Origin of the sequence: Streptomyces sp. NPDC006393 (assembly GCF_040628575.1) — a bacterium.
Classification (GTDB): Bacteria; Actinomycetota; Actinomycetes; order Streptomycetales; family Streptomycetaceae; genus Streptomyces.
Window position 1 is genome coordinate 1 of sequence record NZ_JBEXZD010000162.1, and the last position, 13,429, is coordinate 13,429.

14 protein-coding genes are annotated in these 13,429 nt (G+C 72.2%); 10 read left to right on the forward strand and 4 right to left on the reverse strand.

Translation table 11 applies throughout. The annotated features are described in order from the left end of the window. The first annotated feature begins 590 nt into the window (after positions 1-590). Positions 591-1,343, forward strand: coding sequence for a hypothetical protein (locus tag ABZ484_RS36575; RefSeq protein ID WP_358870271.1), 753 nt, complete (start codon positions 591-593; stop codon positions 1,341-1,343). A 414-nt stretch (positions 1,344-1,757) separates the two neighbouring features. Here ABZ484_RS36575 and ABZ484_RS36580 read toward each other — a convergent pair whose 3' ends face one another. Next, complete coding sequence (locus tag ABZ484_RS36580; protein ID WP_358870272.1) at positions 1,758-2,429, reverse strand: PH domain-containing protein; 672 nt, start codon at positions 2,427-2,429, stop codon at positions 1,758-1,760. 215 nt (positions 2,430-2,644) lie between these two features. Between ABZ484_RS36580 and deoC the strand changes: the two genes are divergently transcribed. From deoC to ABZ484_RS36595, 3 genes are read left to right on the forward strand one after another with little or no spacing between them, the layout of a single operon-like run. Further along, entirely contained in the window at positions 2,645-3,613 is a 969-nt protein-coding gene (gene deoC / locus ABZ484_RS36585; RefSeq protein WP_358870273.1) for a deoxyribose-phosphate aldolase, read from the forward strand. 5 nt (positions 3,614-3,618) lie between these two features. Beyond that, entirely contained in the window at positions 3,619-5,070 is a 1,452-nt protein-coding gene (locus ABZ484_RS36590) for an aldehyde dehydrogenase family protein (RefSeq protein ID WP_358870274.1), read from the forward strand. Further along, positions 5,063-5,968: an aldehyde dehydrogenase family protein gene (locus tag ABZ484_RS36595; protein ID WP_358870275.1), complete on the forward strand. Its 906-nt coding sequence runs from the start codon at positions 5,063-5,065 to the stop codon at positions 5,966-5,968. The genes ABZ484_RS36590 and ABZ484_RS36595 overlap by 8 nt, the downstream gene beginning before the upstream one ends. A 78-nt stretch (positions 5,969-6,046) precedes the next feature. Here ABZ484_RS36595 and ABZ484_RS36600 read toward each other — a convergent pair whose 3' ends face one another. After that, positions 6,047-6,454: a hypothetical protein gene (locus ABZ484_RS36600; protein ID WP_358870276.1), complete on the reverse strand. Its 408-nt coding sequence runs from the start codon at positions 6,452-6,454 to the stop codon at positions 6,047-6,049. 52 nt (positions 6,455-6,506) lie between these two features. On the opposite strand from ABZ484_RS36600, the gene ABZ484_RS36605 reads away from it, so the two are divergent. Continuing rightward, on the forward strand, positions 6,507-7,229 hold the full coding sequence (locus ABZ484_RS36605) for a uridine kinase (protein WP_358870277.1): 723 nt from the start codon (positions 6,507-6,509) through the stop codon (positions 7,227-7,229). A gap of 441 nt (positions 7,230-7,670) precedes the next feature. Here ABZ484_RS36605 and ABZ484_RS36610 read toward each other — a convergent pair whose 3' ends face one another. Beyond that, a complete protein-coding gene (locus tag ABZ484_RS36610; RefSeq protein WP_030165609.1) occupies positions 7,671-8,423 on the reverse strand; it encodes a SigE family RNA polymerase sigma factor in 753 nt (250 codons plus the stop codon). A 220-nt stretch (positions 8,424-8,643) separates the two neighbouring features. Here ABZ484_RS36610 and afsQ1 point away from each other — a divergent pair, with 220 nt between their 5' ends. From afsQ1 to ABZ484_RS36635, 5 genes are all read left to right on the forward strand, one after another. Beyond that, positions 8,644-9,321 (forward strand): two-component system response regulator AfsQ1, encoded by a 678-nt coding sequence (afsQ1, locus tag ABZ484_RS36615; RefSeq protein WP_358870278.1) that lies wholly within the window; start codon positions 8,644-8,646, stop codon positions 9,319-9,321. Further along, positions 9,318-10,967, forward strand: a complete 1,650-nt coding sequence (locus tag ABZ484_RS36620) for a HAMP domain-containing sensor histidine kinase (protein WP_358870279.1) — start codon at positions 9,318-9,320, stop codon at positions 10,965-10,967. Before afsQ1 ends, ABZ484_RS36620 begins: the two co-directional genes overlap by 4 nt. Positions 10,968-11,005: 38 nt before the next feature. Next, positions 11,006-11,614 (forward strand): hypothetical protein, encoded by a 609-nt coding sequence (locus tag ABZ484_RS36625; protein WP_358870280.1) that lies wholly within the window; start codon positions 11,006-11,008, stop codon positions 11,612-11,614. 206 nt (positions 11,615-11,820) lie between these two features. Then, positions 11,821-12,402, forward strand: a complete 582-nt coding sequence (locus tag ABZ484_RS36630; RefSeq protein WP_358870281.1) for a VanZ family protein — start codon at positions 11,821-11,823, stop codon at positions 12,400-12,402. A 66-nt stretch (positions 12,403-12,468) separates the two neighbouring features. Further along, entirely contained in the window at positions 12,469-12,675 is a 207-nt protein-coding gene (locus tag ABZ484_RS36635) for a PspC domain-containing protein (RefSeq protein ID WP_030165599.1), read from the forward strand. Positions 12,676-12,819: 144 nt separating this feature from the next. On the opposite strand, the gene ABZ484_RS36640 is transcribed toward ABZ484_RS36635, so the two are convergent. Beyond that, positions 12,820-13,173 carry an ATP-binding protein gene (locus tag ABZ484_RS36640; RefSeq protein ID WP_358870282.1) on the reverse strand — a complete coding sequence of 118 codons (354 nt, stop codon included), beginning with the start codon at positions 13,171-13,173 and terminating at the stop codon, positions 12,820-12,822. Positions 13,174-13,429 lie beyond the last annotated feature (256 nt).

Sequence of the window (13,429 nt, forward strand, 5' to 3'; positions counted from 1 at the left end):
GGGGGCGGGGCCGGGGACCGAGTGGGGGGCCGGGACCGGGATGGGGACCGGGGCCGGGATCGGGACCGGGATCGGGGCCGGGATCGGGACCGGGGCCGGGATCGGGACCGGGGCCGGGACCGGGGCCGGGATCGGGACCGGGGCCGGGGCCGGGGCCGGGATCGGGACCGGATCGGGGCCGGGGCCGGGGCCGGGGCCGGGGCCGGGGCCGGGGCCGGGGCCGGGGCCGGGCCGGGACCGGGGTACGGGACCGGGATCGGGGACGGGTACGGGATCGGGGTACGGGACCGGGATCGGGGACGGGTACGGGATCGGGGTACGGGACCGGGATCGGGGACGGGTACGGGATCGGACCGCATGCGGGGCCCGTGGTACGCACCGGTGCGGGGTGCGTGGTCGAACCGGTGCGGGGTGCGGTGACGGTCGCCCTGGGGCGGAGCCGGCCGGAGCGCGTGGGAGCGGTTCCACGAAAACCTTGACGCAAGCGACCAACGCCCTTAGGTTTCCGGGAGTTTGAGGCCGGCGCCGGGGGTTGCGGCGCCGCCGCGCCGTGCGGCGGTCGATCGTCCGGCTTCAGGGGGGACAGGCCGATGCGACACACCCGAACCACCGCCATCCGCAGAAGCAGCGCAACCGCCGCCCTGCTCTGCTCCGCCGTACTGCTTGCGTCCGGGTGCTCCTCGGGCCACGCCAGCCCCAAGGCCGAGGCCACGCCGCCCAACGACTACGGGTGCCTCACCCCGGCGCAGGCGTCGGCAGGCTCCATCACCATCGACGACGACGGCACCCCTCTCGACGCCTACGTCGAGGGCGACGGCAAGGTGGGCATCGTCTTCTCCCACCAGCTCGGCAGCGACCTGTGCGAGTGGCTCGAGTACTTCCCGAACTTCACCAAGCGCGGCTACCGGCTGATCGCCTTCACCATGAACGACGCCGATCCGGCAAGCGTTCTGGCGGCGGCGCGGGAGCTCATCCACCGCGGGTCCCAGAAGGTCGTCCTGGTGGGCGGTTCCAAGGGCGGGACGGCGTCGCTGGCCGCCGCGGGGAATCCTGGGCAGGTGAACGTCGCCGGAGTGGTCAGCCTGAGCTCACCCCAGCAGTTCGGCGGCACCAACGCACTCGCCGCCGCCGGAAAGCTGAAGGTGCCGGCGTTCTTCGCCGCCGAGTCCAACGACTCCCCGTACGTGGACGACATCCGGGGGCTGTACAAGGCCGACCACGACTCCGACAAGGTGCTCAAGGTCTACGACGGCATGAACCACGGCGTGAGCATCCTGAGGGACGGCACCGCGCTGGCCGACGTGACCTCGTTCGTGGAGCGCTATGCCCCCGCCGCCGGCTGAACCGGGGAGCTTTTCGTAGTACTTGCCCTGGTCCGAGTCGTGGACGAGCGAGCCCTCCACGGCGTAGCCCCGGACCACCGGAGTCTTGGCGCTCGGCGCCTTCGGCGTCACCGAGGCGAGCCGGGCTCCCTCCATCGGTGACACGAGCGCAGCAAGCCCGAAGAGCCGGCCCGGGCGAGCCGCCCATTGCCCCCTCGCTTCTCGCCCGTGCGGGAACGAGCTGATTCAAGGGTGGCTTCCAGGGCCATCGCCGAAGGCGAAACGGGAGTGGAGCGCGGCGAAACGGGAGCGCCCTTCACCCGGATCGCGGAGGCACGACGCCGGAGAGAAGCGAGCGGCCCCACGGCCACTGACCGGCCCCGGGTGCGTCAAGTCCCGGCAGCGCCCGCCGACGACGGCGGGGCCGACGGGGCCTCAGCCCACCGCCAGCAGGATCGCCAGCACCACCGCGCCTGCCAGCGCCGGACCGACGATCTCGTAGGCCCAGCGCACCCGCACCTCGCCCTGAGCGCTCTCCGCGTTCTCCCGGGTCTCCTGGAGCTCGCGGAGGTCGGCCATGATCTGGTCGGCCTGGGCACGGATCGGCTCGCTCGCCCCTCCGCCGGCGCTCGCGGCAGCGCCGGCGCGCCCGCCCCTGCCGAAGCCGCGCTCCCCCGCGGCGGCGGCCCGCGCCTCCTGTCGGGCGGCCCGCTTGCGAGCCCGGAGGGAGACCGGTACCGCCCAGAGCTGGTACTTGGCGCCGGACTTGTCGATCACCTCGTTGGAGTAGCCGGAGCGCAGGCCGGCGACCTGGCTCCAGGGCAGGACGACCACGCGGAAGGGGTTGCGGACGCGCAGCCGGTCGGCGTTGGCGTACACGGCCGGGCGGAGGGTGAAGGCGGCCACGAGGGGCACGGCGAGGATCATCCCGGCCAGTGCCAGCCACGGGGTGCGGCCCGATCCGGCGAACATCGCGTCGAAGCCCAGCCAGAGGATGATGGCGAGCAGCAGGACACCGCCCGCGATGCCTCCGGAGGACCGGTGGACCCGGTCCTGGAACTCGGGGCCCGGTGGCTGGGGCGCGGGGGACTCGTGCTCGGTCGTCATGGCCCCGATTCTGCCCGACGGCCGCCCGCCGAAGAGCACGGGCCGGGCACGGCCTCGCCACAGACGCAACTCGCCCCGACCCGAACCAGCCCACCCCGCAACGACGGGCCCCGACGGCCCCGTCCCGGCGCCCGCGGGGCCCGGCCCGCGCGCCCCTCGACAAAACCCGGGACTGTACAAGCCGCTACGCGCGTAGATATGCTCGCCTGGTGACCATGCCCACCACTGCACCCTCCGCACCCCGCGCGCGGGCTCTCGCCGACGTCACCGCGTCCGACAGCACGCTGCGCCGCTTCCTGCACGGGCTGCCCGGCGTCGACGCGGTCGGCCTGGAGGCGCGCGCCGCCTCGCTCGGGACCCGTTCCATCAAGACCACCGCGAAGGCGTACGCCATCGACCTCGCCATTTCGATGGTCGATCTGACGACGCTGGAAGGCGCGGACACCCCGGGCAAGGTCCGGGCGCTCGGCGCCAAGGCGGTCCACCCCGACCCGACGGACCGTACGGCCCCCGCCACGGCCGCGGTCTGCGTCTACCCCGACATGGTGGCCGTCGCCAAGGAGGCCGTCGCCGGTTCGGGCGTGAAGGTCGCCTCGGTGGCCACCGCCTTCCCGGCCGGCCGTGCCGCCCTCGACGTCAAGCTGGCCGACGTGCGGGACGCCGTCGCCGCGGGCGCCGACGAGATCGACATGGTCATCGACCGCGGGGCGTTCCTCGCGGGCAAGTACATGAAGGTGTACGACGAGATCGCCGCCGTGAAGGAGGCGTGCGGGACGTCCGCCCGGCTGAAGGTCATCTTCGAGACCGGTGAGCTGTCGACGTACGACAACATCCGCCGCGCCTCCTGGCTCGGCATGATCGCCGGCGCCGACTTCATCAAGACCTCCACCGGCAAGGTCGCCGTCAACGCGACCCCCGCCAACACCCTGCTCATGCTGGAGGCGGTGCGGGACTTCCGTGCCCAGACGGGTGTCCAGGTCGGCGTGAAGCCGGCCGGCGGCATCCGCACCAGCAAGGACGCGATCAAGTTCCTGGTCCTGGTCAACGAGACCGTGGGCGAGGACTGGCTGGACAACCACTGGTTCCGCTTCGGCGCCTCCTCCCTGCTCAACGACCTGCTGATGCAGCGCCAGAAGCTGGCCACCGGCCGCTACTCCGGCCCCGACTACGTGACGGTGGACTGATCACCATGACCATCGAGAAGCGGTCTTCCGCATTCGACTACGCGCCGGCGCCCGAGTCCCGCTCGATCGTCGACATCGCCCCTTCCTACGGCCTGTTCATCGACGGTGAGTTCGCCGAGGCGGCCGACGGCAAGGTCTTCAAGACGGTCTCGCCCAGCACCGAGGAGGTGCTGTCCGAGGTCGCCCGGGCCGGCCAGGCGGACGTGGACCGCGCGGTGCAGGCCGCCCGCAGGGCCTTCGCGAAGTGGTCGGCGCTGCCCGGCTCCGAGCGTGCCAAGTACCTGTTCCGTATCGCCCGCATCATCCAGGAGCGCGGCCGGGAGCTGGCGGTCCTGGAGACGCTGGACAACGGCAAGCCGATCCGGGAGACGAGGGACGCCGACCTGCCCCTGGTCGCGGCGCACTTCTTCTACTACGCGGGCTGGGCCGACAAGCTGGACCACGCGGGCTTCGGGCCGGCCCCGAAGCCGCTGGGCGTGGCCGGGCAGGTCATCCCCTGGAACTTCCCCCTGCTGATGCTGGCGTGGAAGATCGCCCCGGCGCTGGCGACCGGCAACACGGTCGTCCTCAAGCCCGCCGAGACGACGCCCCTGTCCGCGCTCTTCTTCGCCGACGTCTGCCGCCAGGCGGGCCTGCCGAAGGGTGTCGTCAACATCCTCACCGGCTACGGCGACGCGGGCGCCGCGCTCGTCGCGCACCCGGACGTGAACAAGGTCGCCTTCACCGGCTCCACCGCGGTCGGCAAGGAGATCGCCCGGACCGTCGCGGGCACCCACAAGAAGCTCACCCTCGAACTGGGCGGCAAGGGCGCCAACATCGTCTTCGACGACGCGCCGATCGACCAGGCCGTCGAGGGCATCGTGAACGGCATCTTCTTCAACCAGGGCCAGGTCTGCTGCGCGGGCTCGCGGCTGCTGGTGCAGGAGTCGATCCACGACGAGCTGCTGGACTCCCTCAAGCGCCGCCTGTCCACGCTGCGCCTCGGCGACCCGATGGACAAGAACACCGACATCGGCGCGATCAACTCCGCCGAGCAGCTGGCCCGGATCACCGCGCTCGCCGAGCAGGGCGAGGCGGAGGGCGCCGAGCGCTGGTCCCCGGCCTGCGAACTGCCGTCGTCGGGCTACTGGTTCGCCCCGACGCTGTTCACGAACGTCACCCAGGCGCACACCATCGCCCGCGACGAGATCTTCGGTCCGGTGCTGTCGGTGCTCACCTTCCGCACGCCGGACGAGGCGGTCGCCAAGGCGAACAACACGCCGTACGGCCTCTCGGCGGGCATCTGGACCGAGAAGGGGTCGAGGATCCTCGCCGTCGCGAACAAGCTCCGCGCGGGCGTGATCTGGTCCAACACGTTCAACAAGTTCGACCCGACCTCGCCGTTCGGCGGTTACAAGGAGTCGGGCTTCGGCCGCGAGGGCGGCCGCCACGGCCTGGAGGCGTACCTCGATGTCTGACAAGACGGACAAGACCGAACCGCGGCTTTCGGTCTTCAAGACCTACAAGCTGTACGTGGGCGGGAAGTTCCCGCGTTCCGAGAGCGGCCGGGTGTACGAGGTGACCGACTCCAAGGGCAACTGGCTGGCGAACGTCCCGCTGTCCTCCCGCAAGGACGCCCGGGACGCGGTGGTCGCCGCGCGCAAGGCGTTCGGGGCGTGGTCGGGCGCGACCGCGTACAACCGGGGTCAGATCCTCTACCGGATCGCGGAGATGCTGGAGGGCCGGCGCGAGCAGTTCGTGCGCGAGGTCGCCGACGCCGAGGGCCTGTCGAAGGCGAAGGCGGCGGCGGTCGTGGACGCGGCCATCGACCGCTGGGTCTGGTACGCGGGCTGGACGGACAAGATCGCCCAGGTGGTGGGCGGCGGCAACCCGGTGGCCGGGCCGTTCTTCAACCTCTCCTCGCCCGAGCCGACCGGTGTCGTGGCCGTACTGGCGCCCCAGGAGTCGTCCTTCCTTGGCCTGGTCTCGGTGATCGCCCCCGTGATCGCCACCGGGAACACCGCGGTCGTGATCGCGAGCGAGAAGTCCCCGCTTCCGGCGCTCTCCCTGGGTGAGGTGCTGGCCACCTCCGACCTGCCCGGCGGCGTCGTCAACGTCCTGTCCGGCCGTACGGCGGAGATCGCGGCCCCGCTCGCCGCGCACCAGGACGTCAACGCGATCGACCTGGCGGGCGCCGACGAGGAGCTGGCCAAGGAACTGGAGATCGCGGCGGCCGACAACCTCAAGCGCGTGCTGCGTCCACAGCCTGTGGATTTCTTCGCGACTCCCGGCATCGACCGCATGACCGCCTTCCTGGAGACCAAGACGGTCTGGCACCCGACGGGGTCGCTGGGCGCGTCGGGTTCGTCGTACTGACGGACCCGCCCACGCGGAGAGCCGCGTCTCCCCTCCGTCCGGGGGAGGCGCGGCTCTCTTCGTGCGTGTTCGCCGCGGTCAGCGCAGCGACCCGACCACCTGCCCCACCACCGGAACGCTCCCGACCGACGGAGCCTGCGCCACCGGGCCGGTGAGCATCCTCGACGTCAGCGGCCGGAAGTCGGCGACCTGGGTGCCGACGCCGTTGTCGAGCGGGTCGACGCCGGTGCCCGCCAGCGGGTTGGGCTTGAGGCCGGCGACCGGTCCGGTGACGTAGCCGACCGTGCCGGCCAGCGCCTGAAGGCCCGCCTGCGGGTCGACCTTGCCCAGCGAGCCGGTGCGGTAGGTCCCGCCCACCACCGGGACGGTCTCCGCCGACGCCGTCGCCGCGCCCGCTCCCAGGGCGGCACCGGCGGTCGCGACGGCGATCAGGACACGCCGGGCGGTGGGGCGGGAGAGCGGGGCGGGGGACGCGTGTCGAGCCATGTCTGGTGCCACCTTCTGGTGCGCAGAGTAACGAGAACAGCGCACAGGGTAGTTGAGACGCAACCCACGTTCCAAAGCCGACCCGCGGGGTCGGCAGGAGGGCCGCCATGCGTCAAACTGGTGTTCCGTGAGCCTTCATCCCCCGTCTGCCGCCCGTGTCGTGCTGCTCTGCGGCCCTTCGGGTTCGGGCAAGTCCCTGGTCGCCGCCCGCTGCGGGCTTCCCGTGCTGCGCCTCGACGACTTCTACAAGGAGGGCGACGACCCGACGCTGCCGCTGGTGGCGGGGAGTTCGGACATCGACTGGGACCACCCGGAGTCCTGGGACGCGGACGCGGCGGTCGAGGCGATCTCCCGGCTGTGCGTGACGGGCAGCACCGGCGTGCCCGTGTACGACCTCGCCCGCAGTGCCCGCACCGGCGAGAGCACCCTGGACATCGGCTGTGCGCCGCTGTTCGTCGCCGAGGGCGTCTTCGCCGCCGAGATCGTCGGGCGCTGCCGTGAACTGGGCCTGCTGGCGGACGCGTTGTGCCTGACCCGCGGGCCCGTGACCACCTTCCGGCGGCGCTTCCTGCGGGATCTGAGGGAGGGCCGCAAGTCGGTGCCGTTCCTGCTGCGCCGCGGCTGGCGGCTGATGCGCGCCGAGCGGTCGATCATCGCCCGCCAGGTCGCCCTCGGCGCCCACGCCTGCGGCCGGGACGAGGCGCTCGGCCGGATGGCCGCCGCGGCGGAAGAGGGGCGGCATGTGAGCGCGACGAACACCGCGACCATTGATTGAGGAACCACGACGGCGAGCAACCACGTCCGCGAGAGCGGCGCCGGCTCAGGGCCTGTCCGGCGGATCAAGGTGCAGGTAAGTAGCGGCGCTGGTCAACCCAGGTGAGCGGGGTCTGGTGCGTGCAGCTGCAAGGCGGAGGAGGGAGTCGGCGCGATGGGGGTGCCCCCGCGCGAGCTCGTTCGAGCGTGGGGGAGTCGGCGCGTGACGACAACGCCGCAGATGTGCGTGCCAGACCCCGCGTCTGCGCCGTGATCCGCCGGACAGGCCCTATGCGCAGAACGGGGTGAGCGGGACTGGAAGGACCCCCCGGCCCTCCAGTCCCGCTCCCCTTGGTGCTCCCCCACTTCCCCCGTGGGTCCCCCGTAGCGGCTCCCCCGTGAGCCCCCGTGATTCCCCCCGGTCCCCCGTACTTCCCCCGTTCCCCCCAGACCTCCGGTGCGCTCAGGCGACGAGCTCGCCGAAGGACTCCTCCTGGTCACGGCCGAAGCTGAGGACCTCGTCCTCGCGCAGCCGGCGCAGCGAGCGCCAGATGCTGGACTTCACCGTGCCGACGCTGATGCCGAGGATGTCCGCGATCTCCGGGTCCGTGCGGCCCTCGTAGTAGCGCAGGACCAGCATGGTGCGCTGGAGTTCGGGCAGCCGGGCCAGCGCCTGCCACAGGACCGCGCGCAGCTCGGTGCCGCGCATCGCGTCCGTGTCGCCGGGCGTCTCCGGCAGTTCCTCGGTCGGGTACTCGTTGAGCTTGCGGCGCCGCCAGGCGCTGATGTGCAGGTTGGTCATGGTGCGGCGGAGGTATCCGCCGACGGCCGCCTTGTCACTGATCCGGTCCCACGCCTTGTACGTCGAGAACAGCGCGCTCTGCAGCAGGTCCTCGGCCTCGAAGCGGTCACCGGTGAGGTGGTAGGCGGTCGCGTACAGGGAGGCGCGGCGCTCCTGGACGTAGGCGGTGAACGCCGCTTCGGCGTCCACGGCCTCCGACCGGGTGCGGCGCTCCCCCGAGCCCTCCCCGTACGCGGTTCCCCCGTGTGTTTCCCCCGTGTGCGCGTCAACCACCGTCATGAACCCGGTGTGCTGACGCCCGGTGCCGCGAGCGCACCCCCGCCCGCTCACGGCACCGGACTTCTCCGAACCCCGGGTCACGTCGTGCAGACGCGTGACCACTGCGCTGGTGCTGTTGCTGTGCAGCGTGTTCATCTCGCGCCCCCCGTCGTGGAGTCCCGGTGTTCGCCCTGCTCGGTTCTCACGTGCTTGCTTGCCTGTGCCGAAAAGCTTGCCCGGGCCACTTCATGGCCGTGTCCGCCGACTGTCACAGACCTGTCACAGGGGCCATTGGTGACGGTCGTCATTCGTGGGAGATGTGTGGGAGCGCTCCAGGTGTCGAAACCCCACCCCCGTATGGGCCAGAATGAGGCCCGTGCCTTCCCTGTTGCTGATCGAGGACGACGACGCCATCCGGACGGCCCTGGAGCTCTCACTGACGCGCCAGGGACACCGGGTGGCCACCGCTGCCAGCGGTGAGGACGGTCTGAAGCTGTTGCGCGAGCAGCGGCCGGACCTGATCGTGCTGGACGTGATGCTGCCCGGCATCGACGGGTTCGAGGTGTGCCGGCGCATCCGGCGCACGGACCAGCTGCCGATCATTCTGCTGACCGCGCGCAGCGATGACATCGACGTGGTCGTGGGCCTGGAGTCCGGTGCCGACGACTACGTGGTCAAGCCCGTGCAGGGCCGGGTCCTGGACGCCCGGATCCGGGCCGTGCTGCGGCGCGGCGAGCGGGAGGCGAACGACTCGGCGACCTTCGGCGGCCTCGTCATCGACCGGGCGGCGATGACGGTGACGAAGAACGGCGAGGACCTCCAGCTGACCCCGACGGAGCTCAGGCTGCTCCTGGAGCTGAGCCGGCGGCCCGGTCAGGCGCTGTCGCGGCAGCAGCTGCTGCGGCTGGTGTGGGAGCACGACTATCTCGGTGACTCGCGGCTCGTGGACGCCTGTGTGCAGCGGCTGCGGGCCAAGGTCGAGGACGTGCCGTCCTCCCCGACCCTGATCCGTACCGTGCGCGGAGTCGGCTACCGCCTGGACGCGCCTCAGTGACGGATCGGCAAGGGGGGCTCCGCGGCTGGACCGCGGGCCGTAAGGGGACTCTGTCCCGGCTGCGGTTCACCAGTCTGCGTCTCAGGCTGGTCGTCGTCTTCGCGCTGGTGGCGCTGACCGCCGCCGTGTCCGCGTCCGGGATCGCGTACTGGCTCAACCGCGAGGCGGTGCTGACCCGTACGCAGGACGCGGTGCTGCGTGACTTCCAGCAGGAGATGCAGAACCGCGCGGGTGCGCTGCCGGTGCATCCCACGCAGGACCAGTTGCAGCGCACGGCCGGCCAGATGGCGGGCAGCAGCCAGCGGTTCAGTGTGCTGCTGGCCGGCCAGGACGCGGACGGCCGGGCGGTGTACGGCAACTCCGGCGGACTGAGCGGCTTCTCCCTGGAGGACGTGCCCGCCTCGCTGCGCACCGCGGTGAACAAGCAGCAGAAGCTCTCCTCGGCCAACAAGGCGCCGTACCACCTGTACTGGCAGCGGATCACCGATCACGGCACGCCGTACCTGGTCGCCGGGACGAGGGTGATCGGCGGCGGCCCGACCGGTTACATGCTCAAGTCGCTGGAGCCGGAGGCGAAGGATCTGAACTCGCTGGCGTGGTCGCTGGGCATCGCCACCGCGCTGGCCCTGGTGGGGGCCGCGCTGCTGGCGCAGGCCGCCGCCACGACCGTGCTGAAGCCGGTGCACCGCCTGGGTGTGGCCGCGCGCCGGCTCGGCGAGGGCAAGCTGGACACCCGGCTCAGGGTGTCCGGCACGGACGAACTGGCCGATCTGTCCCGGACGTTCAACAACGCCGCCGAGGCGCTGGAGAAGCGGGTGGCCGACATGGCCTCGCGCGACGAGTCCTCCCGCCGTTTCGTGGCGGACATGAGCCACGAGCTGCGTACGCCGCTGACCGCGATCACCGCCGTGACGGAGGTGCTCGAGGAGGAGCTGGACTCCGAGAGCGGCGGCATCGACCCGATGATCGAGCCCGCCGTACGGCTCGTGGTCAGCGAGACCCGGCGGCTGAACGACCTGGTCGAGAACCTGATGGAGGTCACCCGCTTCGACGCGGGCACGGCCCGGCTGGTGCTGGACGACGTGGACATCGCCGACCAGATCACCGCCTGTATCGACGCCCGCGCCTGGCTGGACGCGGTGGAGCTGGACGCCGAACGCGGCATCCACGCCCGCCTGGACCCGCGCCGCCTGGACGTCATCCTCGCCAACCTCGTCGGCAACGCCCTCAAGCACGGCGGTTCGCCGGTGCGGGTGTCGGTGCGGGAGGCGGACGACGAGGTGGTGATCCAGGTGCGCGACCACGGCCCCGGCATCCCGGAGGACGTCCTCCCCCACGTCTTCGACCGCTTCTACAAGGCGAGCGCCTCCCGGCCGCGCTCCGAGGGCAGCGGCCTGGGCCTGTCCATCGCCCTGAACAACGCCCACATCCACGGCGGCGACATCACGGCCGCCAACTCGCCCGACGGCGGCGCCGTGTTCACGCTGCGGCTGCCCCGGGACGCCTCCGCGCTCGCCGCCGAGCCGACGGAGGGCGACGGGAACGGCACGGGCCAGAGCCAGGGCCAGGGTGACGGCAAGGGCCGGCGCAAGGGCGGCGGCGAGAGCCGCGGGAGCGGCGGCACGGCGAAGGGGGGTGCCCGATGACGGCACACGACAGACGACCGGGACGCGGGGGACGCCGCGTGTCCGTACGCCGGTGCCTGCCGGCGCTTCCGGCGCTGGCCCTGCTGTTCCTCGCCGGGTGCGGGATCCGTCCCACCCAGGTGCCCACCGACTTCGGCGCCGCGCCCTCGCGGGTGCCGTGCACGCTGCCCGGGCCCGACCTGACCACGCAGACCTCGCGCGGGGTGCCCGTGCAGGTGTTCCTGCTGTGCGGCTCGTCGCTGGTGGCCGTGGACCGGGTGGTGCGGGTGCCGGAGGGCACGGCGGACGCGCGGCGGCGTGTGATCGTCGCGCAGGGGCTGCTGGACCAGCTCGCCGCCTCGCCGTCGGCCGGCGAGGAGGCGGCCGGGTACGCCACGCACGTCCCGCGCGGCCTGACCGTGACCGGGCCGCGCCCCAAGGACCCGGAGGACACGCTCCGGCTGAACAAGGCCCCGGCCGGCCTGAACCCGTACGCCCTCGCGCAGATCGTCTGCACGCTCTCCGACTCGGCCGCCGCCGAGGGGGACGGCTCGGTGGTGCTCGGCGGTCCCGACGACACCCGGCTGCGCCGCTACGCGTGCACCGACGGCCTCCGTGCCCACCCCGGCACGACGAAGCCGTCGTCGACGGACGCCACGGACGCCTGACTCCCTCGGTGCCCTGCGGGACTCACGGCACCCGGCGCGGCGAGTGAGCCGAAGGGGCGCGCCTGTGCCGAGTGGGTGAACGCGCGGAGGCCCGAAGGGCCGAGCACGATCACCCACTCGGCACAGGCTTCTGCGCCCCGGAGGCGAACCGAGCCCAAAAAAGGGGGTGCGGAACCGACAGGGGCGATGGGGGCGTCTTGGGGGGCGTGCAGCGTCAAGGCTCCATCGGCGGCAGCGCCGCGATCCGCGTCCGTGTGGCAGCGGGTGTCCTCCTCGTCGCCCATCTCGCGCTCGTCGCCTGGCTGATGCTGCGTCCGCTGAACGTCCCGTGGGTGATGCCGGCCAATCTGCGGCCCCTCGCCGGCATCCGCGCCGATCTGGCGTTGGGCTGGCCCGAGGCGGCTCGGCGCATCGGTGAGGACCTGGGGCTGCTGGCCCCGCTGGGTGTGCTGCTGCCGCTGGCGGGCGGCAGGCTGCGCCCCTCCCCGCTCGCGTCCCTGGCCCGTACGGTGGCGGCGGGCGCCCTGATATCCGTGGGCATCGCGCTGTTGCAGACGGGCGTGCCCGGCCGTGTCGTGGACGTCGACACGCTGCTGCTGAACACGCTGGGCGTGGCCCTGGCCCATCTCGCCGTCGTCCCGGCTGTCCGTTCCCGTCTCCGCCGCAGGGCCGAGAGCCTGGAGGTTTCGGAGGTACGGCAGGGGGAGCCGGCTCAGGGTCGTACCCCGACGATTCCCAGGGTCGGGATCGCCCCGTGGAGCGACGCTTTGCCCCCTTCGTCTCCGTAGCGTGGATGTCAGACGGGGCGCCGACGGGGAGCCCCCGCACCACCGACAGCCCACGGAGGCAGACAGATGAACGCCGCCCTTGCCCGCCCCACGAACGGCCGCATGATCGGCGGAGTGTGCGCCGCGCTGGCTCGGCGCTTCGGCACCTCCGCGACGACGATGCGGGTGATCTTCCTGCTGTCCTGTCTGCTGCCGGGCCCGCAGTTCCTGGTCTACCTCGCGCTGTGGATCCTGCTGCCCTCGGAGGACAAGGCCGCCCGCACCGCCTGGTAGCCGCACCCGCCCGGACATCGCCGGAACGGACGCCGCCGGGGCGCACCCTGAAGCAGGGGTGCGCCCCGGCGGCATGTCGGCGTCGGTGCGGTGTGACGCGTTGCGGAGTGACGCGGTGCGTGGCGGTGCGGTGGTGTGTGGCGCTCAGCCCACGGGGAGGCCGTTGACCGGCAGGCCGTGCGTGGGCAGGCCCTGGACGGGCAGTCCGCCGAGCAGTCCGGCGACCGGCTTGGTGGGGCCGTGCTCGAGCACGCTCTGGGCCACCGGCTGCGCGGCGGCGAGACCCGTCTCCAGGGTGGGCTTGGCCTGGTTCAGCGCCGGACCGGCCCCCGGCAGCGCGTTGGTGACGTTCTCCGTCGGGAGCGCCTGGCTGACGGTGCCCAGCGCCTGACCGGCGTCCGGGGCGGCCGGCGCGGCGTTCGCGGCGCCCGCGCCTGCGGCGGCGAATGCGGCGCCGAGGGCGGCGACACCGAGGGTCTTGGCGGCAGACTGCTTCATGAAAATGCGTCCTTGACTGGAAGACGGGGAACCGAGCGGTCCACGACCGTAAACACGCCGGGCCACCTGCCGCAAACAGCGAAATGCGGACGGCTTGTGAAAGCCGTCCGCACCCGCCCCCCGCCCGAAGTGCCCTTTTCAGTCCTCGGAGGGCACAGAAGCCCTGGTGGAGGCGGTTTGGCTAAACAGCCATTCGGATTTCAGCGCCGCATATCCGGGCTTGATCACGTCATTGATCATGGCCAGTCGTTCATCG

Coding starts and splice junctions, on each gene's coding strand:
- ABZ484_RS36590 (WP_358870274.1), top strand. CDS start 3,619: ATGACCATCGAGAAGCGGTCTTCCGCATTCGACTACGCGCCGGCGCCC.
- ABZ484_RS36575 (WP_358870271.1), top strand. CDS start 591: ATGCGACACACCCGAACCACCGCCATCCGCAGAAGCAGCGCAACCGCC.
- deoC (WP_358870273.1), top strand. CDS start 2,645: ATGCCCACCACTGCACCCTCCGCACCCCGCGCGCGGGCTCTCGCCGAC.
- ABZ484_RS36640 (WP_358870282.1), bottom strand. CDS start 13,173: ATGAAGCAGTCTGCCGCCAAGACCCTCGGTGTCGCCGCCCTCGGCGCC.
- ABZ484_RS36600 (WP_358870276.1), bottom strand. CDS start 6,454: ATGGCTCGACACGCGTCCCCCGCCCCGCTCTCCCGCCCCACCGCCCGG.
- ABZ484_RS36610 (WP_030165609.1), bottom strand. CDS start 8,423: ATGAACACGCTGCACAGCAACAGCACCAGCGCAGTGGTCACGCGTCTG.
- ABZ484_RS36580 (WP_358870272.1), bottom strand. CDS start 2,429: ATGACGACCGAGCACGAGTCCCCCGCGCCCCAGCCACCGGGCCCCGAG.
- ABZ484_RS36595 (WP_358870275.1), top strand. CDS start 5,063: ATGTCTGACAAGACGGACAAGACCGAACCGCGGCTTTCGGTCTTCAAG.
- ABZ484_RS36635 (WP_030165599.1), top strand. CDS start 12,469: ATGAACGCCGCCCTTGCCCGCCCCACGAACGGCCGCATGATCGGCGGA.